This window comes from Acinetobacter sp. DL27 (assembly GCF_055810995.1).
In genome coordinates, this window is the sequence record NZ_CM147947.1 from 259,993 (window position 1) to 281,161 (window position 21,169).

21 protein-coding genes, 2 tRNA genes and 1 pseudogene are annotated in these 21,169 nt (G+C 42.9%); 10 read left to right on the forward strand and 14 right to left on the reverse strand.

The window, feature by feature from the left end; genetic code table 11:
• From AC0KVP_RS01135 to AC0KVP_RS01145, 3 genes and pseudogenes are all read left to right on the forward strand, one after another.
• Entirely contained in the window at nucleotides 1–630 is a 630-nt protein-coding gene (locus AC0KVP_RS01135) for a DUF1294 domain-containing protein (RefSeq protein ID WP_411370086.1), read from the forward strand.
• Nucleotides 631–658: 28 nt separating this feature from the next.
• Complete coding sequence (locus AC0KVP_RS01140) at nucleotides 659–1,051, forward strand: DUF4870 family protein (RefSeq protein WP_004691561.1); 393 nt, start codon at nucleotides 659–661, stop codon at nucleotides 1,049–1,051.
• Nucleotides 1,021–1,185: pseudogene (locus tag AC0KVP_RS01145) on the forward strand (FAD-dependent oxidoreductase); the annotation flags it as partial. The gene AC0KVP_RS01140 and the pseudogene AC0KVP_RS01145, both read left to right, overlap by 31 nt.
• A 72-nt stretch (nucleotides 1,186–1,257) precedes the next feature.
• Here AC0KVP_RS01145 and AC0KVP_RS01150 read toward each other — a convergent pair.
• A complete protein-coding gene (locus AC0KVP_RS01150; RefSeq protein WP_473338348.1) occupies nucleotides 1,258–2,157 on the reverse strand; it encodes a DMT family transporter in 900 nt (299 codons plus the stop codon).
• Nucleotides 2,158–2,248: 91 nt separating this feature from the next.
• Between AC0KVP_RS01150 and AC0KVP_RS01155 the strand changes: the two genes are divergently transcribed.
• On the forward strand, nucleotides 2,249–2,797 hold the full coding sequence (locus tag AC0KVP_RS01155; protein ID WP_419272312.1) for a helix-turn-helix domain-containing protein: 549 nt from the start codon (nucleotides 2,249–2,251) through the stop codon (nucleotides 2,795–2,797).
• Nucleotides 2,798–2,873: 76 nt separating this feature from the next.
• On the opposite strand, the gene hisA is transcribed toward AC0KVP_RS01155, so the two are convergent.
• From hisA to hisB, 5 genes are all read right to left on the reverse strand, one after another.
• Nucleotides 2,874–3,605, reverse strand: a complete 732-nt coding sequence (hisA, locus tag AC0KVP_RS01160; RefSeq protein WP_159152670.1) for a 1-(5-phosphoribosyl)-5-[(5-phosphoribosylamino)methylideneamino]imidazole-4-carboxamide isomerase — start codon at nucleotides 3,603–3,605, stop codon at nucleotides 2,874–2,876.
• A gap of 79 nt (nucleotides 3,606–3,684) precedes the next feature.
• Entirely contained in the window at nucleotides 3,685–4,353 is a 669-nt protein-coding gene (locus AC0KVP_RS01165) for a 3'-5' exonuclease (protein WP_151836177.1), read from the reverse strand.
• A 111-nt stretch (nucleotides 4,354–4,464) separates the two neighbouring features.
• A complete protein-coding gene (locus tag AC0KVP_RS01170; RefSeq protein WP_473338351.1) occupies nucleotides 4,465–4,977 on the reverse strand; it encodes a DUF805 domain-containing protein in 513 nt (170 codons plus the stop codon).
• A gap of 290 nt (nucleotides 4,978–5,267) precedes the next feature.
• Entirely contained in the window at nucleotides 5,268–5,885 is a 618-nt protein-coding gene (gene hisH, locus AC0KVP_RS01175; protein ID WP_062032205.1) for an imidazole glycerol phosphate synthase subunit HisH, read from the reverse strand.
• Nucleotides 5,885–6,478 (reverse strand): imidazoleglycerol-phosphate dehydratase HisB, encoded by a 594-nt coding sequence (gene hisB / locus AC0KVP_RS01180; protein WP_004691554.1) that lies wholly within the window; start codon nucleotides 6,476–6,478, stop codon nucleotides 5,885–5,887. The genes hisH and hisB overlap by 1 nt, the downstream gene beginning before the upstream one ends.
• Before the next feature lie 92 nt (nucleotides 6,479–6,570).
• Here hisB and AC0KVP_RS01185 point away from each other — a divergent pair, with 92 nt between their 5' ends.
• From AC0KVP_RS01185 to AC0KVP_RS01200, 4 genes are all read left to right on the forward strand, one after another.
• Nucleotides 6,571–6,948 carry a GNAT family N-acetyltransferase gene (locus tag AC0KVP_RS01185; RefSeq protein ID WP_004691552.1) on the forward strand — a complete coding sequence of 126 codons (378 nt, stop codon included), beginning with the start codon at nucleotides 6,571–6,573 and terminating at the stop codon, nucleotides 6,946–6,948.
• A gap of 186 nt (nucleotides 6,949–7,134) precedes the next feature.
• Nucleotides 7,135–7,210: transfer RNA gene (locus tag AC0KVP_RS01190), tRNA-Phe, on the forward strand.
• A 136-nt stretch (nucleotides 7,211–7,346) separates the two neighbouring features.
• Nucleotides 7,347–7,422: transfer RNA gene (locus AC0KVP_RS01195), tRNA-Phe, on the forward strand.
• Between the two features lie 141 nt (nucleotides 7,423–7,563).
• Nucleotides 7,564–8,316: a methyltransferase domain-containing protein gene (locus AC0KVP_RS01200; protein ID WP_473338354.1), complete on the forward strand. Its 753-nt coding sequence runs from the start codon at nucleotides 7,564–7,566 to the stop codon at nucleotides 8,314–8,316.
• 10 nt (nucleotides 8,317–8,326) lie between these two features.
• Here AC0KVP_RS01200 and AC0KVP_RS01205 read toward each other — a convergent pair whose 3' ends face one another.
• The 4 genes from AC0KVP_RS01205 to ompR all read right to left on the reverse strand — a co-directional run bounded on the left by AC0KVP_RS01205 (nucleotide 8,327) and on the right by ompR (nucleotide 13,127).
• Nucleotides 8,327–8,746 (reverse strand): GNAT family acetyltransferase, encoded by a 420-nt coding sequence (locus AC0KVP_RS01205; RefSeq protein WP_004691549.1) that lies wholly within the window; start codon nucleotides 8,744–8,746, stop codon nucleotides 8,327–8,329.
• A 128-nt stretch (nucleotides 8,747–8,874) separates the two neighbouring features.
• Nucleotides 8,875–10,392: an acetyl-CoA hydrolase/transferase family protein gene (locus tag AC0KVP_RS01210; RefSeq protein ID WP_004978127.1), complete on the reverse strand. Its 1,518-nt coding sequence runs from the start codon at nucleotides 10,390–10,392 to the stop codon at nucleotides 8,875–8,877.
• A 206-nt stretch (nucleotides 10,393–10,598) separates the two neighbouring features.
• Nucleotides 10,599–12,059, reverse strand: a complete 1,461-nt coding sequence (locus tag AC0KVP_RS01215) for an ATP-binding protein (RefSeq protein ID WP_005401377.1) — start codon at nucleotides 12,057–12,059, stop codon at nucleotides 10,599–10,601.
• 303 nt (nucleotides 12,060–12,362) lie between these two features.
• Nucleotides 12,363–13,127 (reverse strand): osmolarity response regulator transcription factor OmpR, encoded by a 765-nt coding sequence (ompR, locus tag AC0KVP_RS01220; protein ID WP_004691545.1) that lies wholly within the window; start codon nucleotides 13,125–13,127, stop codon nucleotides 12,363–12,365.
• 336 nt (nucleotides 13,128–13,463) lie between these two features.
• On the opposite strand from ompR, the gene AC0KVP_RS01225 reads away from it, so the two are divergent.
• Nucleotides 13,464–15,815: a Tex family protein gene (locus AC0KVP_RS01225; protein WP_473338358.1), complete on the forward strand. Its 2,352-nt coding sequence runs from the start codon at nucleotides 13,464–13,466 to the stop codon at nucleotides 15,813–15,815.
• Nucleotides 15,816–15,871: 56 nt separating this feature from the next.
• Here the strand turns inward: AC0KVP_RS01225 and AC0KVP_RS01230 are convergent, their stop codons facing one another.
• From AC0KVP_RS01230 to AC0KVP_RS01245, 4 genes are all read right to left on the reverse strand, one after another.
• Nucleotides 15,872–16,189: a hypothetical protein gene (locus tag AC0KVP_RS01230; RefSeq protein WP_473338361.1), complete on the reverse strand. Its 318-nt coding sequence runs from the start codon at nucleotides 16,187–16,189 to the stop codon at nucleotides 15,872–15,874.
• Between the two features lie 94 nt (nucleotides 16,190–16,283).
• Entirely contained in the window at nucleotides 16,284–16,607 is a 324-nt protein-coding gene (locus AC0KVP_RS01235; protein ID WP_473338363.1) for a hypothetical protein, read from the reverse strand.
• A gap of 132 nt (nucleotides 16,608–16,739) precedes the next feature.
• Entirely contained in the window at nucleotides 16,740–17,627 is an 888-nt protein-coding gene (locus tag AC0KVP_RS01240; RefSeq protein WP_126035024.1) for an SDR family NAD(P)-dependent oxidoreductase, read from the reverse strand.
• A 308-nt stretch (nucleotides 17,628–17,935) separates the two neighbouring features.
• Nucleotides 17,936–19,213, reverse strand: a complete 1,278-nt coding sequence (locus AC0KVP_RS01245; RefSeq protein ID WP_473338368.1) for an O-acetylhomoserine aminocarboxypropyltransferase/cysteine synthase family protein — start codon at nucleotides 19,211–19,213, stop codon at nucleotides 17,936–17,938.
• A 294-nt stretch (nucleotides 19,214–19,507) separates the two neighbouring features.
• Between AC0KVP_RS01245 and ettA the strand changes: the two genes are divergently transcribed.
• Nucleotides 19,508–21,169: an energy-dependent translational throttle protein EttA gene (ettA, locus tag AC0KVP_RS01250; RefSeq protein WP_004691537.1), complete on the forward strand. Its 1,662-nt coding sequence runs from the start codon at nucleotides 19,508–19,510 to the stop codon at nucleotides 21,167–21,169.

The window sequence follows — 21,169 nt, forward strand, 5'->3', positions numbered from 1 at the left end:
ATGCGTGACCAAGGACGACTCGTTGAATGGTTCGATGAAAAAGGCTATGGCTTTATTCAGCCCAACGATGACAGTAAAGATCGCGTGTTTTTACATATCAAGGACTTTGCACGGCAAGGTCCTCGTCCTATTTTAGGCTGTGCGTTGGAATACAACGTGCTTGTGGATGCGCAAGGGCGTTATCGTGCACAGCAAGTCAGTTATTTAAAAGCATCACAAACCCAAAAGAGTCGTACCCAAAAGGTCTCACTGAAAAAGACCGAACAGGGTCAACGCTGGAGTCCAATGCAAATTGCGTCGGTGGCATACATCGTGTTTTTGGCACTATTGGTATTGCTGGGGCGTTTGAGTGGATTAGTGCTGCTGTTGATTAGTGTGATGAATGCGGCCAGTTATTGGTTCTATGCACAAGACAAAGAGGCTGCACAAAATGGGCAGCGCCGTGTACCTGAAAATACATTACATCTCCTTTCATTTTTAGGAGGATGGCCTGCAGCATGGTTAGCGCAGCAAAAGCTACGACATAAAACACAAAAACAACCGTTTAGAAAGATTTACTTTTGTACAATTCTATTCAATATTCTTTTAATTTTATGGCTTATTTCTCCTTTCAATAGTTTGCCTATTTAAAGTTCAAGCCCACTTTATGAGGGACAATATGAATTATTCAGTCGATCAAGATCCGAATCGTAGTCTGACTTTTATTCTTTATATTTTGTATATCGTTGCGATTTTTTCCGCAGGGATTTTAGCCATTATTGCTTTAGTGATTAATTATGTGAAGCGTGGCTCTGTGCGTGGTTCCATTTTTGAGAGCCATTTTACTTGGCAGATTCGCACCTTTTGGTGGTATTTGATTTGGAACGTGATTGCCTTTGTGCCATTTATTTTCTTATTCTTTACGGGTGAAAATGCCACCGCTTTCGCAGGTGTCGCACTCGGTGCTTCAACCTTCTGCGTGTCTGTGATTGGGTTGTCGTGGGTGTGGATTGTGTATCGTGCCATTAAAGGCATTATACGTTTAAACGACAATCAACCGATGTATCAATAAAAAACAGGTTGACCCGTATTCACCATCAGAACATTCCTTTGGGTTGTGCACGGGCGCTGCTGGTGATTCCAATAGCCAAAAGCATGTATGGAATCGGAGCAATGATTAATCCGGGCAAGTTGGTGTCATTCTAAATACCTGACCGTACTGCTGAATCGATGTCCATTTATCACTCGATTCAGCAGTTTTTGCATTTCAGAGATAGGCTAAAGTTGTTCGACATTCTTTTTCGATTTTAACAGTTTCGGTTTCCATTCACTGATCATAATACCAAACACGACCAAAAGCCCGCCCAACAAAGCCAGTGGTGCTAAGCGTTCTCCTGCAAGGCGCCCAAATAGTGCCGCCCACACAGGCTCTCCTGCATAAATAATCGCTGCTTGAGATGGGTTGACTGAGCGCTGTGCCCAATTCATTACATATTGAATCACGGCACTGGCAAGCCCCAAGCCGAGTGCGATACTCAGTAAAGGCCATGAAAAGTCTGGAATGCGGTGTTCACCTGCCAATGGCATGGCTGCAAAGGCGAGCATAGAGGCAACTGCCAGTTGAATCACCGTCACTCGACCAATATCGACTGTTGGGGCAAAATAACCAATCAGGATAATTTCCATCGCTATAGCGATTGCACCGAATAAGGTTAAGGTCTGGCCAAAATTCAGTGAAATTGAATTCAGGCTATTGCCTGTAAGTAAGACTAAGCCCATAAACGCACAGAGCGCACCAATCCAAATCATAAAATGGGGCACTTTACGAAAGATCAGCCACAACAATACAGGTACCAAAGGCACATACAGTGCTGTTAAAAAGGCAGATTCACTGCTACTGACTGTTTGTAGTCCGACCGTTTGTGTGCCATAACCAATAGTGACCATACAGCCAATGAGTGCACCTGCCCACAAGTCCTGTCGGGTGATGTGTTTTAAATGTTGATAGGAAAATAAGCCAATAATCGTCGCGGCGCAGGCGAAACGACAACCCACAAAGAACATGGGGGAGCTGAAATTTAAGGCATATTTCACGGCCAAGAAGGTACCGCCCCAAATAAAGGTAATTAAAATCAGTGCAATGACAGGCGCTTTAGAACCGAGCTGAGTATTCAACATAAAAGAACTGGTGTGCAATATATTGCACATAGCTTGTCATGCTTTGTTTTTATGTGCAATATATTGCTCAATATTTTTTTGATTGAACTTTATGAAGTCTCCTGCGGTACTACAACACGTCAGTCAAAATGTGCGTCATTATCGAAGCTTAAAAGGCCTGAGCCAGCAACAATTGGCGGATTTGGCTGGTTTAAGCCGTCGCATGGTGGCTGGGGTTGAATCAGGACAGGACAATATTAGTTTGGCGAAACTCAGCTTGATTGCCGATGTGCTTGAGGTCGATTTTGTACAGATCATTGCTGCGCCTGAGCAGCAAGGTCAAGCGGTCGTCAACGTTCTGGCTTGGCAGGGCACACAAGCACACAGTGAAGCAAAATTAATGGCTTCAGCGGCAGCAACACAAAAAGTTGAACTGTGGACATGGGTACTTGCCCCAAATGAACACTATAGTGCAGAACCTGACCCAGTCGGTTGGCGCGAGATGCTCTATGTGATGGAGGGGGAGTTAACTTTGGATTTGGCAGGTGACATGAAAGTCTTAGGTGTAGGTGAGTCGATTGTGTTTTCGAGTGCCATCGAATACCAATATATCAACCGTGGAACTGTACCGTTAAAATTTATTCGTAATGCGATTTATTAAATAAGATGCAGATTTTACATACTGATATTTAGCGCATAAAAAAGAGGTCAAAAGACCTCTTTTTTAAATTCTACAATTAGAACGATTGTTCATCTAACAGCAATTGTGCTTCACGTAGGTTTAAACTGCCTTCATAAATCGCACGACCGGTAATTGCACCCAAAATACCCGGTTGACCTTTGAGGTTACGTACGTCATCAAGGTTGGTCACACCACCTGATGCAATCACAGGTAGGCCAGAATACTGCGCCAATTGAACAGTTTGCTCAACGTTCACACCCTGCATCATCCCGTCACGTGCAATGTCAGTATAGACAATGCTCGATACGCCCGCATCGGCAAAACGTTTGGCCAAATCGGTTGCTTTCACATCGGTCACATTGGCCCAGCCATCGGTGGCCACCATGCCATTCATGGCATCAATGCCGACAATGATATGACCTGCAAATTTCTTACATGCTTCTTCTACAAACTCAGGATCTTGAACAGCTTTGGTGCCAATAATGACAAAAGACACACCCGCTTCTAAGTAGTGTTCAATGGTTTCTAGTGAACGAATACCGCCGCCAATTTGAATTGGCAGTTCAGGTTGTGCGCGAGCAATGGCTTCAACCACAGGTTTATGAATTGGCGTACCAGCGAAAGCACCATTTAAATCGACCAAATGTAAGCGACGCGCGCCTTCATTTACCCAGTGCTGTGCAGTTGCAACAGGATCATCAGAAAAAACCGTATCGTCTTCCATACGACCTTGTTTTAAACGAACACATTTGCCATCTTTCAGGTCAATTGCAGGGATGATCAGCATGCTTTCGCTCCTAGCCAAATCTTAAATAAAATCAATGTCCGTCATCTTAGCAAAGTATTGGCAATTTTCTAAGCATCTGTTACAGCTTTTCATGACGACAAGGTTTTGTTGTTTTCTCTAATTCTTTAGAAATATCTTTTGGGAGTCGCTCTAAACGCCGCAATTCTTCAAAAACCAACAACGCGGCATAGGCATCTGCAGCAGCATAGTCAACTTGTTCAGGCGTGAGTATCTTCCTTGCCCAATTTGAAGTGCTGACTTTTTTGCTTTTCGGGAAGTTGAGCCGAAACAGCAGGGCGATGGCATTTTTAATGCCAACAGGGTTGGTCAAACCAAAGCTGGCAAAGCATTTTGACAGCTCAACCACGCCTTTGAGCTCCAAACCTTTTTTGCGGAACAGATGGGCATCATTTTTTAAACCAAAACCCACTTTGAGTTGGGCCGGATTCGCCAAAAATGGCGCAAGGAAGTTCCAAATGGGTGGATTCATTTGAAACAAATAAGCATGCTCGACGCTGGCCAGTTGAATTAAATGCGGGCCCGTGGAAACTTCTCCTACTTGAAAGGTCGGTTTGGACTCGCTGTCAAAACCGAAGATAGAAATCTGTTCCAGTTCAGCACGGATTGCTTCACACTGCTCTAAGTTTTGAATGACATGAATCGCTTGCATTGGCAAATTTTGAAAACGAGGCAAAATTCGAATTTGTTCTTTGTTGGGGATAGGGAGACTGGGTAGGGAATTATTCATGTTATATCTAAGGCATGCTTTTATCTCAGACTAGTGGTTTTTGATTTTAAAGGCAAAATAAAACCTGCGAGAAGCAGGTTTTAAGTTCAATCGATGAAGGTTGAAGTTTTTTTATTGTTGTTGCATTTCGATTTGTGATTGATTTGCACGCTGTATATAGCTTTGATAAGAAGGCAGAGCAATTGCCGCTAAAATACCAACGACAAAAAGTAGGATATAAATCCACGCCAAAACAGCTTCCCAACCTGCGGTTGGGCGTGGTGAGCCATAGCTGTTGCTGCGATCATCACCCGGTGCGAAAATCAGGTATAGCATTAGGATCACGTTGGCAAGAGGCACCAACATCAACAGTGATAACCAGCCCGTATGGTTGCGGTCATGTAGGCGACGAATGGTAAATACGAAGGTGAAATAGAAGATTGCAATATAAATCACAGCAAGAAAAATCATGCCGCCACCAAAGTTACCTGTTTCCATATTGATGAAAGTTGTTGGAAAAATCACGGCAAAAATACCAATGATAATCGCAGCTACAATGGCAAGTAGACAGTTCCATGCGAGATATGAAAAACGTCCGAAACGACCTGCGGCATTCAGCGCAGATTCTTGTACATATTGAGTCATAGTGACTTACCTTATCGTTGTAAATTAAGTTTTTTATAAATAAAAATGTCTAAAAAGCAGGCAAATCATAATCAAATTTGGTGACAATGAAAAGGCATCTCAGCCATCTTGAGTACAGTAGTCTGCTGTAAAGCAAAGATTTTATACATTGAAGGGTACAGGAGTGAGGTTACACGCCTCATTTACTTAAGCTGTTTCTGATTGATTTTGAGCCTAGATGCATCAATTTTGGATAAACAAAAGCCCAACCGAAGTTGAGCTTTTTAAAATCGAACACATCTAGGCGTGAGTTAGATTTTCCATTCCACAAAGTTTTTCAGCAGTTGTAAACCTGCGGTATGACTTTTTTCAGGGTGGAACTGGGTCGCAAACAAATTTTCTTGGTGAATCGCGGTACAGAACTCTAAACCATAGTCACAAGTTGCAGCCACAATGCCAGAGTTCTTCGGTTCAACATAGAAGCTGTGCACGAAGTAGAAACGTGCATCTTGCTCAATGTCTTTCCACATTGGATGACTCGGATCAGCCTGATGAACTTGGTTCCAACCCATATGGGGTACTTTCAAGCCGTCTACATCAGGAAAGCGTTTCACGCTTCCTTCAAAAATACCGAGAGCATCCACTCCTCCATTTTCTTCAGAGCATTGCATCAGCGCTTGCATACCGACACAAATCGCTAATACAGGCTTATTAAATGCCGCATGGCGAACGACTTCATCAATCCCTGCTTCATGCATGCCTTGCATACAGTCACGCATAGCACCTACGCCGGGGAATACAATTTTATCAGCTTGAGCCACTAACTTGGGATCATTGGTCACATCGACCGTTGCACCAACATGCTCAAGCGCTTTTGCTGCTGAGTGTAGGTTACCCATACCATAGTCAAGAAGGGCAATACGGGTCATTACAAACTACCTTTGGTTGAAGCAATGGTGTTGGTTGCACGTGGGTCAATTTCACAGGCCATACGAAGTGCACGCGCAAACGCTTTGAACACACTTTCAATTTGGTGGTGGCTATTTTTACCTTTGAGGTTATCAATGTGTACCGTCATGAGCGCATGGTTCACAAAGCCTTGGAAAAACTCAGAGAATAGATCCACATCAAAACGACCAATCATGGCACGGGTAAATGGAATATCCATAAATAAACCCGGACGGCCTGATAAGTCCACCACAGCACGGCTTAAAGATTCATCTAACGGTGCATAAAAATGACCGTAACGACGTAAACCTTTTTTGTCGCCTAAAGCTTTGGCAAAAGCCTGTCCAAGCGTGATACCACAGTCTTCAACCGTGTGGTGATCATCAATTTCCAAGTCACCATCACATTCAATATCAATATCAAATAAGCCATGTCGCTTGATTTGATCAATCATATGATCTAAAAAGGGAATACCTGTGTTGAGCGTGCCTTGACCCGTACCATCGAGGTTTACACGAACTCGAATTTTGGTTTCGTTGGTATTTCTTACCACTTCACTGATACGTTCTGTCATAGACACGTTCCTCAAAGACGTCAAATAATTGATGTAAAATGTTTCGCCGTAACGAAGTCACCGCATATTAGATTGCTCAGGAGGGTTTATCAATGCCTATTACCGTACACGCTTATACTTCACTGGAAAAAGAAGAGTTGCGCAGCCAGCTAGAGCGACTGTACGACACCAGTCCTGAATTTGGCGATGGGCATGATGCCGTAGAACAACTTGAGCAAAATCTAGCTCAGTATACCTTACTTTACACCGCAGAATTTAATACTAAAGTCATTGGTGCCATTTGGTGTAGTGGGCAGGGTGAAAATAAAACCTTAGAATACATCGTAGTACATCCTGCTAACCGTGGACGAGGGGTTGCGGAGCGGCTGGTTGAAGAAGTCTGTCGTATGGAAGAAGCCAAAGGTGTCAAAGTATTCGAGCCGGGTTGTGGTGCGATTCACCGTTGCTTAGAGCACATTGGTAAAATTTAAGCTTTTTTAAAGCAGTCTTTGGGCTGCTTTTTTTCATGAATAGTGATGGTGACGCGCTCTAAGTACAAAGAATGACTCAAAAAATGTACGAAGGGTGCTGGGTTTGCTGTAAAAGTAAACACTCAAATGATTTTTTTGAAAACGGACTTGACGCTGCTTCGCTTAAACTGTTTAATACGCGACATCGGCGTGATAGCTCAGTAGGTAGAGCAACGGATTGAAAATCCGTGTGTCCCCAGTTCGATCCTGGGTCTCGCCACCATATTCAAAATCTTATTTAAAGATTTCAATCCCTGATCCCATCAGGGATTTTTTTTGTCTGAAATTTATCCGATCAAATAAAAAAGTGATGATTTTTATTGACTATTCATCTGAGATACGGCTTAATACACGGCATCGGCGTGATAGCTCAGTAGGTAGAGCAACGGATTGAAAATCCGTGTGTCCCCAGTTCGATCCTGGGTCTCGCCACCATATTCAAAAAAGTCTCAAACAATGTTTGGGCTTTTTTTTTTCTTATGAAAAGTAGGATTGTATAAGATGTTGGACAACATCATGCTTTGGTTAATGGAAAATGTGCTAATTTTGAGTCAAAAATAAGACTGAGAATGGCTTATGAAAGACCGCTTTTCATCGGGAAGTCAGCTTTATCAACTCGCACGTCCGAGTTATCCAGCGAGTTTGATTCAAGAAATACTCAAGCATGTGGAGACTCCTCAATTTGCATGGGACTGTGGCGCAGGGTCGGGGCAATTGACTCAATTGTTGGCGCCGCATTTTGATGCCGTGGTGGCGACAGATATCAGTGCTCATCAGTTACAACATGCACCTTATTTTGAAAATGTCAGTTATCAGGTCCAATCCGCAGAGCACACCAGTTTTGCCGAGCAGAGTTTTGATTTAATCACGGTGGCTCAAGCCATTCATTGGTTTGATTTTGATGGTTTTTATGCAGAAGTGCGGCGGACTTTACGACCTGAAGGCATTTTTGCGGTCATTGGCTATGGTTTAATTCAGCTGCAGCAACCTGAGTTACAGGGCTGTACTGAGCGACTTTATTTTAAGACTTTGACAGGCTATTGGGATGCCGAAAGACGTTATATCGACGAGGCCTACCAAACCATTCCTTTTCACTTTGAGGAAATAGCGACGCCTGAATTGTTGATGTCATTTCAATGGTCTGCTGCTCAATTGTTGGATTATTTAAATACATGGTCTGCACTGAAACATTATCGAGCGAAAAATTCAGATGACCCCTTATATGAGTTCAAAGCATTCTTTGCGTTGGATGATCACGCGAACCAAGTCTTTGCGCTTAAATTTCCAATTTTTTTAAGATTGGGTCGTCTACCTGTATTGGCGCATTGAGTGTCTGAGCTTAATCGGCAATCAGACGTTTACCAAAGCACACGACTTCGATTTCCTCATAGCCTAGCTGCTCATAGAAGCTTTGCACGTCGATATTTTCTTTACGTACAAGCAGTTGTAGTTTGGGGCAACCTAACGCAATCAGGCGCTTCTCGAGCTGCTGTATGAGTGCAGTTGCGACCCCATTGCGTTGAAAGTGTGGATGTACTGCCAAATAATTAATCCAGCCGCGATGGCCATCATAACCACCCATCAAGGTGGCGATGAGTTGTTCATCTTTAACCGCCAATAAAAATAAACCATCTTTTTGTGCGGTTTTTCTAAAAATATCAATTTCAGGGTTGTTCCAAGGGCGAGTGAGGTCACATACCTCCCAAAGTGCAATGACGTCTTCTAAATCTGTTTCGAGATAGGGGCGAATAATGAACATGAGCTTGGCATTTTTATTTTTTGGATGCCTTTAGATTAATTGAGTTTTTTTATTTTGATAAGTGTTTTATTACACTTTTCATCAGACATAAAAAAACGCCCAAGAGGGCGCTTTTCTTAAACTTTAAATTAAGCAGATTTTGCTTCTGCTTGAACAGGAAGCATGTGGCCTGTTTCTTCAAAGTTAGAATGCCAAGACAACGCTTCACGAAGAAGGTGAGGTGTATGACCACCTTTTGCACATGAACGATCAAAGTAGTCATTTAATGCATCACGGTACAGTGGGTGTGCACAGTTGTCGATAATCGCACGAGCACGCTCACGTGGTGCTAAACCACGCAGGTCAGCCAAACCTTGTTCTGTTACCAGGATGTCAACATCATGTTCTGCGTGATCGATATGCGACGCAAACGGTACGATTGAAGAGATGTCGCCACCTTTTGCAATTGATTTGGTCACGAAGATTGCCAAGTGTGCATTACGTGCGAAGTCACCTGAACCACCGATACCGTTCATCATTTTCGTACCGCAAACGTGAGTTGAGTTCACGTTACCGTAAATGTCAAATTCAAGTGCAGTGTTGATGCCGATAATACCTAAACGACGAACCAATTCAGGGTGGTTCGAAATTTCTTGCGGACGTAAAACCAATTTATCTTTGTACGCTTCAAGGTTATTAAATACTTTCTCGCCGTATTTTGCAGAAAGGGTAATTGATGAACCTGAAGCAAACTTCATTTTACCTGCATCAATCAATTCGAAAGTACAGTCTTGCAACACTTCTGAGTACATGACGAGGTCTTCGAAGTTCGAATCTTTAAGGCCTGTAAGTACAGCATTGGCAATTGAGCCAATCCCTGCTTGTAATGGGCCTAAGTTTTTCGGTAGACGCTCTTCAGCTACTTCTTTTTCAAAGAATGCGATTAAGTGATCTGCAATGCCTTGAGTTTCATCATCTGGCGCAGTTACAGTCGATGGAGAATCGTGTAAGTCGTTGTTGATGACGATACCCACGATTTTTGCAGGGTCGATATTGATCGCGTGCGTACCAATACGCTCATCCACTTGAGTCAATGGAATCGGTTGACGTGTTGGACGGTAAGTTGGGATGTAAATATCGTGTAAGCCTTCAAATGCAGGGCTTAAGTTGGTGTTGATTTCAACAATCACTTTTTCTGCAAAAATTGCGAAGCTTGCAGAGTTGCCCACAGATGTTGTTGGAATGATGCCGCCATCTTCAGTAATCGCAACCGCTTCAATGATAGCTACATCTGGCTTTTTCAACTGAAGGTTACGCATTTGCTCAACAGTTTCAGACAAGTGTTGGTCAATGAACATCACTTCGCCATTGTTGATAGCTTTACGTAAAGTGTTGTCCACTTGGAACGGTAAACGACGTGCCAATACACCCGCTTCAGTCAATTGCTTGTCTAGGTCATTACCTAAAGAAGCACCAGTAATTAATGTGATTTTTAAAGGATTTGTGTGTGCACGTTTAACCAATGCCAAAGGTACAGCTTTCGCTTCGCCAGCACGAGTGAAGCCACTCATACCTACAGTCATGCCATCTTCAATAAAAGCAGACGCTTCTTCTGCACTGATGACTTTATCGTGAAGTGAAGCTAAACGGATACGATCTAAAGACATGGTTTACTCTCGTTAATATTCTGGATCTGGCACCGATTGTACCGATCAAGAACGACATTGTGCATACCTGTTAGGCTAAGGTCTAATTTTTTGAAAAAATGTGGGTATAAGGGATTCTGATGGTTTGTAAGTGGTTGAAATATATTTGGTAAAATTAAATTGTTGAATAGTTGAATAAAATCGTTTGATCAACTATTGTACAAAGTTTAAAAATGCTCAACCAAGGTTTGCTTTAATTTTTCGAGTGGGTTGTTGCTGGAAATTTCAGCATCTTGATTGTGATGAAGAGGCAGCGAAATAATTGCTTCAAGTCCGCCTTGTTCACGATTATGAATGGCCAGTTGGCCTTGGTGGATGTCGACAATGCGTTTCACAATGGCGAGACCTAAACCACTGCCTTGGACTGTTCTGGCTTCATTGCCGCGAACAAAAGGTTGCATAAGTTCTTCAATTTGATCGTCAGGAATGCCTTCACCATGGTCTGCTACGCTAATTAAAATATGTTCATTTTCCACTGTTGCGGAAAGTTCAATCGGCTCAGCACCGTAGCGTTTTGAATTATTAATCAAGTTACCAATCAGGCGTTTAAGAGACAGACTACGTGCCTGAATAATCGGTAATTCAGCGGGTTCAAAACGAATATCCAGCGGTTTGAATTGCACCACCAATTCTTGTAACAGCATATTTAAATCGGTGTCTTGGATTTCCTCATCCGAACCATCACGCATATAGGAAATGAACTGATTTAAGATCGCATCCATATCTTCAACGTCATAAATCAGTCCTTCTTTTAAAAAATCATCATCGGGCATCATTTCTGCACTGAGTCGAATACGAGTCAGTGGGGTGCGTAAGTCATGTGAAATCCCTGCCAACATAATCCGGCGGTCACGTTCAGTCTGATCTAGGGTGTAAATCATGTGATTAAACGCTTGGTTGACCTCACGAATTTCTTGGGGGCCGTGATTGGTCTCTAAATACGGCGCTGTGCCTGTTTTACTATAACTGTTGGCAGCATTTTGCAGACGACGCAGCGGGCGATTGAGCTGACGAACCAAGGTTAAAATAATGGCTGCTGCAATAAGTGGTACGCCGAGTAACCAGCCGAAAATTAGCTCAGGACTGTAGTTGGCATAGGTTTTCAGTGGTTCCCGTACCCAGTTGCCGTTCATTTCAGGGGTTTGAATCCAAATGCGCGGGCTGGGTTTAAACTGGAAATATACTGTGGCATGTTCGACTTTTAATTCTTTGGCCAGCTTTGCTTCAATTTGGTTGGTAAAGAATTCGGCGATGACCTTATCTTTGACATTAGGATATTCTTTGGGATCGGTGACGTATTCAATGCCAACACGACTTCTTAGCCAGTCATCGACATCGACTTCAGTATTTTGATGATAAATCCGTAAATCGGGGTTGTTGAGAATTTCTATTTCAACAGCAAGATAACGAGCATGTTGTTGAATTTCTGGAAGATATAAGGTGCGCCAAAAGAACCACAAAGACATAAATAAACTGAAAAATACAATGAAGAGTACCAGTACGGTGGTGCGCATGGCAGCAGAACGCGGCTTGATTTTATCTAAAAAGCGTTCCCAGCGTGTGCGTTTCCGTTCTGAATACGCTTCGTAATCTGTAAATTTTTGAGGGTCGATGGGTTCGAGTTTCACGTGATTTCCTGTTTCTATGTAAGTGACATAGTTCAATGGTGACAGGTATGCGATACGCGAAAAGTCATCTGCAATTGTTCGAGGCAGGAGGTCTGAATGTTATAAAGTTTCTGCGAGCATGATGTTGAAATGCAGAAATATGCCGAGTTTTGCAGATGACAATGGTTTTGCTTACTTTTGTCGAAACAAAAGTAAGGCGAACCGCAGGTTAATCGATAAAGTTGAGCTTAATTTTAGGACTCCGTCGTGCTGATTATTGCTACTCAGCTTAAAAAGACCGAAGCCGTATTTTTCAGTTTTGAATTATTCCGCGCCATCTGGAACGAACACATAACCCACACCCCAAACCGTTTGGATATAACGTGCGCGAGCAGGGTTTTCTTCTACAAGACGACGAAGGCGCGATACTTGAACATCAATCGAACGTTCCATTGCACCCCACTCACGACCACGCGCAAGGTTCATCAATTTGTCGCGAGTTAAAGGCTCACGTGGATGTTGTACCAAGGCTTTCAGTACCGCAAACTCACCTGTAGTTAGGGTCACGACTTGACCTTCACGCGTTAGAGTGCGTGTTGATAAATCAAGTGACCATGGCCCAAAGCTGACCACTTCCATTTGTTGGCTTGGTGCACCTGGAACTTCACGAACTTGGCGGCGCAGTACGGCGCGAATACGTGCTAACAACTCATTTGGATTAAATGGTTTCGGTAAATAGTCATCTGCACCCGCTTCTAGACCTGCAATACGGTCTGAGTCACTACCACGTGCGGTGAGCATAATAATAGGCGTATCAATATTGGATTGGCGTAGACGACGACAGATGCTTAAACCATCTTCAACAGGGAGCATGAAGTCGAGCACAATCAGTGAAAACAGTTCGCGTTGTAAGAGACGATCCATTTGGGTTGCGTCATGCGCTGTTTTCACCACAAAGCCTTTATCTTCTAAAAAGCGTTGGAGTAGCGTACGTAAGCGCACATCGTCATCTACCACTAAAATGCGTTCAACGCGATCTGCGTCGCTATGTACAGCATCTGTTTTTTCAGCAGGTACAACTAAACTCATTGAAGTGCTCCTTTATTCTTTATTGTCATCGTAAACAAAAGTCGGGATAGTCTTGAGTATACGACTCATTTGTATGTCTTTACTATGCTCTAAAGCAACAAATATTGCAGGTAAAATCAAGACATAGATACCAAATGTATACATCTTAGCCCATAGAAAAAAATGGCAAAGAATACCTAAAAATAAGATTTAACACTGAAAATGAGATGGATTTATGAAATTTGCCTGAAATATGTCACATTTAAGCCATTAAATTAATAAAAACAGTTGTGGATTTTATAGTCTTGGTCTTTATAATCATGGCTTTTAGTACATATCCTTGTGGGATCACATACGATGACTGACTTAGTTCAGCAGTTGGCAAAAGAAATTGCCGTACGTCCAAATCAAATCGAGGCTGCCATCAAGTTGATTGATGAAGGTGCTAGCGTTCCATTTATTGCGCGTTACCGTAAAGAAGTCACGCAAGGCTTAGATGATGCGCAGTTACGTCAGCTCGATACACGTTTGGCTTATTTACGTGACTTATTTGAACGTCGCGACAAGGTAATCGAATCATTAAAAGAACAAGACAAATTGTCTGATGATTTATTGGCACGTGTAAATGCTGCTGAAACTAAAAATGCCTTAGAAGAAATTTACGCACCGTACCGTCCAAAACGGACCAGTAAATCATTTAAAGCCAAAGAAGCAGGCTTAGGCCCGATTGCAGAAAAAGTCTTTGCAGAAGCGGTTGATCCAGCTGAAGCATTGGCAGACTTTAGCCATGAAGATTATCCAGATCTAGACAGTCAGTTGGATGCGATCCAACATATTCTAATTGATGACTGGGCGCAGAACATTGCACTGACCACTGAACTTAAGGCCACGTTTGCAAAAACGGCCACTTTAAAAAGTTTAGTGGCAAGTGATGAGAAAAAAGAAGTTGGCAAAAAATTCCGCGATTACTTCGACTTTTCTGAAAATTTAAATAAAGTCCCGTCACACCGCTTATTGGCTATGTTACGTGGTCGTCAAGAAAACGTTTTAGGTTTAAAAGTTGATGGTGAAGATGATGCACTATTGGCGCGTATTGAAACTGAATACAATCTTGAAACTGCACAGCCGCAAGCACGTCAAGATTATTTAAAACAAACGGCTAAATTGTTCTGGTTAGGCAAAGTTCGCCCAAGTATCGAACATTCGTTGCTCACCGAAAAACGTCTTGCAGCTGAATCTGAAGCAATGGATGTTTTTGCTGAAAACTTACGTCATTTGCTGTTGTCTGCACCCGCGGGCGCACGTACAACCCTAGGTGTGGACCCTGGCATCCGTACAGGGGTGAAATTGGCTGTGGTAAATGCATCAGGTGATGTACTTGCACATAGTACGATTTATCCATTTGCACCCAAAGATGATAAAGCGGGTTCAATTGCAGAACTTGCCCGTTTATGCCGCGAGTTCAATGTTGACCTGATTGCCATTGGCAATGGTACAGCAAGCCGTGAAACAGAAAGCGTTGTGGCTGAAATGATGGCAGCAAACAGTGATTTAAAACTGACCCGTGTTTCTGTATCGGAAGCGGGTGCATCGGTTTATTCAGCGTCCGAATTGGCTTCTGCGGAATTACCAGAGTTAGATGTGTCAATTCGTGGTGCAGTGTCGATTGCACGTCGTTTACAAGACCCATTGGCTGAACTGGTGAAAATCGATCCAAAATCGATTGGTGTAGGTCAGTACCAGCATGATGTGAACCAAACGGGCTTAGCGAAAACCCTTGAAGCGGTCGTTGAAGACTGTGTGAACTCAGTGGGTGTGGATGTTAATACTGCATCATCTGCTATCTTGGGTTATATCGCAGGTTTGAATAAGTCGATTGCGCAACAAATTGTCGATTTTCGTAAAGAAAATGGCCGTTTTGACAACCGCCAAGATTTGAAAAAAGTGCCGCGTTTAGGCGAGCGTACTTTTGAACAAGCGGCTGGTTTCTTACGTATTCAAGATGGTTCAGAGCCATTGGATGCTTCTGCTGTTCACCCAGAGTCTTATGCGCTGGTCGGTAAAATTGTTGAAGCGAAAGCGACGACAGTGAAAGATATCATTGGTAACTCTGAAATCATTCGCCAAGTGAATGCTGAAGAATTTGCAGATGAAAAATTTGGTCTACCAACCATTCAAGATGTACTGTCTGAACTGGAAAAACCAGGTCGTGATCCGCGTCCAGAGTTCCGTACAGCAAAATTCCGTGAAGACATTACGGAAGTTGCGCAACTGACTGAAGGCATGCAGCTTGAAGGTGTTGTGACCAATGTGACGAACTTCGGTGCTTTTGTGGATGTTGGTGTACACCAAGATGGTTTAGTTCATATTTCAGAGTTGGCGAATGAATTCGTTGCAGATCCGCATAAAGTGGTGAAGCCGGGCCAAATTGTGCAAGTACGTGTACTCACTGTAGATGCTGAGCGTAATCGTGTGAATTTGTCGATGCGCCCTGAAGGTGCTGAAGCGCCTAAAGCTCCACGTCAACCACGTCGTGAAAATACAGAGCGTAGTGAACGTAAACCACAAGGTAAACGTCCACAACAAGCACGCCCGCAAGGCGAGCGTGCTCAAACAAACAAGAAGCCGCAAACGGCTAAACCTCAAGAAAATAAAATTGGTGGTTTAGGTGCATTGTTACTTCAAGCAGGGATTAAAGGTTCGAAATAATCTTTAAGATTTGAATAAAAAAACCTCCCAAGTGGGAGGTTTTTTTATGGTTACTTTTATCCGTTGATGATGGGCACGATCCAACTGGTGATAATCAGCATAATGCCAAAGTGCCCAAGCTTTCGGCAAACTTTGACAAAAGTTGGAGCGGGTTGTTCCAGTCGAGTGGCATAATCTTTGAGGCTTATGGCTTGTGTACTACAGCTATGCCACAGGAAAACAGCAAGATCGATACAGATTAGAATCGTCCCGACATTGGCCACGATATCCATCATCACATAATCTTGTAAATACAGGCTACTGCCTACTCGGTAGCAGAGATAAATCGCAAAGGCGATACACACATATTGCAGTACGAAAGTAAAAGCGCGCATAAATTCACAAAATAAAAAAAGACGGCTGTTTATAACACAAAAAGTAGAAGGGTCACGTCGTCTTTATCTTTTGTCCACAAAAAAAGTATGAGTCTTAACTGATTAGGCTTTGTGCAATCAGGCTGGAAAAAATGGAGATTAAACCTATTTTTGAAAAAATATTGCTATACGTGCTTGGGGGGTGTGAAGTTGGCCCAGTTTCTGTTTCGAGTGAGCGTATTTCACTCGTTAGTGGGGTAGTCTGTTGTGGTGCGCGTTGGCTCTTCAAGCCAAATTCGAGCAAGATCATCAGCAAACCGCCATGAATCAGCACTTGCCAGATTGAAATATGAGAAAGGGTAAGTTCTGTATATAGATTAAAAGCGGTAATTGCAGCAAAGATGAAGCAAAAAAGCTTGAATAAATAAAGTGCCTGCATTTCTTTTTCCCCTTTTATTGTTGCTCTTATGGTGAACTTTTTTTCTTAAGCGAATATTAAGGACTATAAAAGAGTGGTGAAAAATTTAGCTACCCAACCTTTGATCAAAGGTTGGGTAAATGGTAAGAAAACTTACCAGTGTTCACCTGGGAATAAGCGTGCATACGCTTTTTGTACCCAGTTTAGTTTTTGCTGTTCGCCTACAGACGCGGTAGAACTTGGGAATAAGTTATAACCAATCGACATGAGCTTATTATTGATGTCTGGTGCGATTGAATAAGTGATTGATGCCAAACGGCCTAAGTTGGTTGCGACTTTCTTCGGACGTTTCACAATCGCATAAGCAACTAGATCTGCTGCTTGTTCAGGTGAAAGAGTAGGGACGTATTTATAAATTTTCGTCGGCGCAATCATTGGCGTACGTACCAAAGGCATATAAACCGAAGTAATCGCAATTTTATGTGAATGCACTTCGGCAGAAAGACAGCGACTGAACGCATCTAGTGCGGCTTTAGACGCCACATAAGCTGAGAAACGAGTGGCATTTGCCAATACGCCAATCGAGCTAATGTTAATAATATGCCCATCACGACGAATCATCATTTGTGGCAGGATGTTCATGACTAAACGTACAGCACCAAAGTAGTTGAGTTGCATGGTGCGTTCAAAGTCGTGGAAGCGTTCTGCTGACTCATGTACAGCACGGCGGATCGAACGACCTGCGTTATTAATTAAAATATCAATATGATCGACTGAAGCTAAAATCTGCTTAGAGACTTCATCAATCGAGTCTAAATCATTTAAGTCGCATGGAAAAACAGAGGCTGAACCACCTTTGGCTTCGATTTCTGCTTTAACTTCGTCTAGTGTTTCTTTGGTGCGCGAAACTAAAAGGACGTGCGCTCCTGCATCAGCCAGTTTGTGTGCAACGGTTAAACCAATACCACTTGAAGCGCCTGTAATTAAGACGGTTTTTCCATTTACGCGTTCTTTAAAAAGTCTATCTATTCTTGAATTCACGTTATCATTCCTGATCTAAGTCAAATATTTGAGGGTTATGGCTGTTTTTGTATTCGATTATTTGGGCTGCATTTTCGAAGAAATGTAGCTGCTTTCCTTCACTGTATAATACCTAAACTGCTTAAAAATATCACGGCATAAGTTATTGAAATAATAAATAATTTTAGAGTAAAAACTCTATTTTATTGGTTCTAATTACTTGTTTTTACCACGAATCCAAGCGAAGTGAAAGGGCTATCAATATAAAAGACAAGCGTATAAAAAACCTCAATCATGTGATTGAGGTTTTAAGTTTAGCGGTCTGTATTTTAGACTTGAGCCAAGGCCTGCTCTAAATCTGCAATCAAATCATCAATATGTTCAATACCTACAGATAAACGCACCATATCAAGACTTACTCCAGCAGACTTTAATTCCGCTTCATTCAGTTGGCGATGTGTGGTGGTGGCAGGGTGGCAGGCCAGACTTTTGGCATCACCAATATTGACCAAGCGAGTGAAGAGTTGTAGAGCATCAATAAAGCGGGTGCCACCTTCGCGGCCATCTTGTACTCCAAAAGATAAAATCGCCGAAGGCTGCCCTTTGACATATTTTTGTGCCAAGCCGTGTTGAGGATGGTCTTTGAGTCCTGCATAGTTGACCCATTTTACTTTAGGATGGGCTTGTAAATATTCTGCGACTTTCTGCGCATTTTCAGTATGACGTTCCATACGTAGGTTTAGCGTTTCTAAGCCTTGTAGAATCAAAAACACGCTTAATGGACTAATGGCTGCACCGGTATTGCGTAATGGCACCACACGGGCACGTGCGATATAGGCTGCTTCGCCTAAAGCTTCGACATAATTCACGCCATGATAGCTTGGGTCTGGCGTATTTAGTACTTTAAAGCGCTCAGGATATTGGCCCCAAGGAAATTTACCGCTGTCGACAATGGCGCCGCCAATCGAGTTACCATGCCCGCCAATATATTTGGTCAGGGAATGCACCACAATATCCGCCCCATATTCAAAGGGTTTCAGCAGTGCGGGGGTTGCGACAGTATTATCGACCACCACAGGCACACCATATTCATGTGCGATTTTGGCGATCGCTTCTAGGTCGATAATATTGCCCAGTGGATTGCCAATCGATTCAACAAAAACCAACTTGGTTTTTTCATCAATTAAATCACGCAGGGCTTCAGGGTCTTGATAATCAAAGAAACGCACATCGATACCTTGTTTCGGTAGAGTGTGGGCAAACAGGTTATAGGTGCCGCCGTACAAGGTCGAAACAGAAGCAATGTTGTCACCTGCTTCGGTAATGGTTTGAATGGCATAAGTAATGGCTGCCATGCCAGAGGCTAAGGCCAATGCACCAATGCCCCCTTCGAGTGCGGCTAATCGTTGTTCTAGCACCGCTGTGGTTGGGTTCATAATTCGGGTATAAATATTGCCTTGGACTTTTAGGTCAAATAAATCGGCACCATGTTGCGTATTATCAAAGGCATAAGACGTGGTTTGATAAATAGGTACGGCCACTGCTTTAGTGGTGGCTTCGGGGCTATAACCAGCATGGATAGCCAAAGTTTCATCTTTATAGGTCATGGGACTTCATCTGCGTGAGTTAAATATTGCACAGTCTACCATCAATGAATATGAGTTAAAGTGTGAAAATAATGAATATTTATCTAAAAAATTCATAAAGATGAGTTACGAACAGCTTCTTGTCTGCGAAAAAGTGAGATAAAGAGGGTGTTTAAAAAATAACCGCACTGAAAGTTGTAACATTGCATTGAAGATCGGTTTCATGCCTTATTTTTTCAACGTATTCATCGTATAATGCCCGCAAATATTTTTTCGCTTCTTGCGATTTTTTGGTTTTCTATTGAGGAGTCCTACGTGGCCCAATATATTTATACGATGAACCGAGTGTCTAAGATGGTTCCGCCTAAGCGCGAAATCCTAAAAGACATCTCTTTGTCATTTTTCCCAGGTGCAAAAATTGGTGTACTTGGTTTAAACGGTGCAGGTAAATCGACCTTGCTTCGTATTATGGCGGGCGTAGACAAAGATTTCTCTGGTGAAGCGCGTGCGCAACCGGGTATCAAAATTGGTTACCTAGAACAAGAGCCGCCACTTGATCCAAATAAAGATGTCCGTGGAAACGTAGAAGATGGTTTACGCGAACCATTGGATGCTTTGGCACGTTTGGACGAAGTATTTGCTGAATATGCAGCAGAAGATGCAGACTTTGATGCATTGGCAAAAGAGCAAGAAAAACTTGAAGCGATTATCCATTCATGGGATGCGCATAACCTTAGCAACCAAATGGATCAAGCTGCAGCTGCCTTGAATCTACCAGCTTGGGATGCAGATGTTACACTACTTTCAGGTGGTGAGCGTCGTCGTGTTGCATTGTGTCGTTTGCTTTTATCTAAGCCAGACATGTTACTTCTAGACGAACCGACGAACCACTTGGATGCAGAATCTGTGTCTTGGTTAGAGCGTTTCTTGAAAGACTTTGCCGGCACGATTGTGGCGATTACGCACGACCGTTATTTCTTGGATAACGTGGCGGAATGGATTCTTGAGCTTGACCGCGGTATGGGTATTCCATATCAAGGCAACTATTCTTCTTGGTTAGAGCAAAAGAATGCGCGTCTAGAACAAGAGAACAAGCAAGAAGAGTCTTTTGCTAAAGCATTGAAGAAAGAACTTGAATGGGTTCGTTCAAATGCGAAAGGTCAGCAAAAGAAAAACAAAGCGCGTATGGAGCGTTTTGAAGAGCTTAACTCACGCGAATTCCAACAGCGTAACGAAACTTCTGAAATCTATATTCCACCTGGCCCACGTCTAGGTAATAAAGTCGTAGAAGTGGAAGGCATTAGCAAATCATTTGATGGTCGCGTACTGTACGAAAACCTCAGCTTTACTGTACCTCCTACAGCAATTGTGGGTATCGTGGGTCCAAACGGTGCGGGTAAAACCACACTGTTCCGTATGATGACTGGTGAACAACAGCCAGATACAGGTACAGTGACTTTGGGTGAGTCGGTTAAAGTAGCGTATGTGGGTCAGATTCGTGACACCTTAGATAACAACAAAACTGTTTGGGAAGAAGTTTCTGGTGGTTTGGATATCTTAAGAATTGGCGATTATGAAATTGCATCACGTGCTTATATCGGTCGCTTTAACTTTAAAGGTCAAGACCAGCAGAAACGTGTAGGTGAGTTGTCAGGTGGTGAGCGTAACCGTTTACAACTGGCGAAAATCCTGCAAATGGGCGCAAACGTCATCTTACTGGATGAGCCATCGAACGACTTGGATATCGAAACCTTACGTGCACTTGAGGATGCAATTCTTGTATTCCCAGGTACGGTAATGGTGGTGTCGCACGACCGTTGGTTCCTTGACCGTATTGCAACGCACATTTTGTCATTTGAGAACGAGCAGCCTGAATTCTACGAAGGTAACTATGCTGAGTATGAAGCCTATCGTTTAGCGCGTTTGGGTGATGCTGCAGTTCAAAAACGGACCAAATACAAGAAAATTGGCGGTTAA

Bases quoted from the DNA above. Each gene is read 5' to 3' on its own strand.
- AC0KVP_RS01135 (WP_411370086.1), top strand. From the start codon at position 1: ATGCGTGACCAAGGACGACTCGTTGAATGGTTCGATGAAAAAGGCTAT.
- AC0KVP_RS01140 (WP_004691561.1), top strand. From the start codon at position 659: ATGAATTATTCAGTCGATCAAGATCCGAATCGTAGTCTGACTTTTATT.
- AC0KVP_RS01150 (WP_473338348.1), bottom strand. From the start codon at position 2,157: ATGTTGAATACTCAGCTCGGTTCTAAAGCGCCTGTCATTGCACTGATT.
- AC0KVP_RS01155 (WP_419272312.1), top strand. From the start codon at position 2,249: ATGAAGTCTCCTGCGGTACTACAACACGTCAGTCAAAATGTGCGTCAT.
- hisA (WP_159152670.1), bottom strand. From the start codon at position 3,605: ATGCTGATCATCCCTGCAATTGACCTGAAAGATGGCAAATGTGTTCGT.
- AC0KVP_RS01165 (WP_151836177.1), bottom strand. From the start codon at position 4,353: ATGAATAATTCCCTACCCAGTCTCCCTATCCCCAACAAAGAACAAATT.
- AC0KVP_RS01170 (WP_473338351.1), bottom strand. From the start codon at position 4,977: ATGACTCAATATGTACAAGAATCTGCGCTGAATGCCGCAGGTCGTTTC.
- hisH (WP_062032205.1), bottom strand. From the start codon at position 5,885: ATGACCCGTATTGCCCTTCTTGACTATGGTATGGGTAACCTACACTCA.
- hisB (WP_004691554.1), bottom strand. From the start codon at position 6,478: ATGACAGAACGTATCAGTGAAGTGGTAAGAAATACCAACGAAACCAAA.
- AC0KVP_RS01185 (WP_004691552.1), top strand. From the start codon at position 6,571: ATGCCTATTACCGTACACGCTTATACTTCACTGGAAAAAGAAGAGTTG.
- AC0KVP_RS01200 (WP_473338354.1), top strand. From the start codon at position 7,564: ATGAAAGACCGCTTTTCATCGGGAAGTCAGCTTTATCAACTCGCACGT.
- AC0KVP_RS01205 (WP_004691549.1), bottom strand. From the start codon at position 8,746: ATGTTCATTATTCGCCCCTATCTCGAAACAGATTTAGAAGACGTCATT.
- AC0KVP_RS01210 (WP_004978127.1), bottom strand. From the start codon at position 10,392: ATGTCTTTAGATCGTATCCGTTTAGCTTCACTTCACGATAAAGTCATC.
- ompR (WP_004691545.1), bottom strand. From the start codon at position 13,127: ATGAGTTTAGTTGTACCTGCTGAAAAAACAGATGCTGTACATAGCGAC.
- AC0KVP_RS01225 (WP_473338358.1), top strand. From the start codon at position 13,464: ATGACTGACTTAGTTCAGCAGTTGGCAAAAGAAATTGCCGTACGTCCA.
- AC0KVP_RS01230 (WP_473338361.1), bottom strand. From the start codon at position 16,189: ATGCGCGCTTTTACTTTCGTACTGCAATATGTGTGTATCGCCTTTGCG.
- AC0KVP_RS01235 (WP_473338363.1), bottom strand. From the start codon at position 16,607: ATGCAGGCACTTTATTTATTCAAGCTTTTTTGCTTCATCTTTGCTGCA.
- AC0KVP_RS01245 (WP_473338368.1), bottom strand. From the start codon at position 19,213: ATGACCTATAAAGATGAAACTTTGGCTATCCATGCTGGTTATAGCCCC.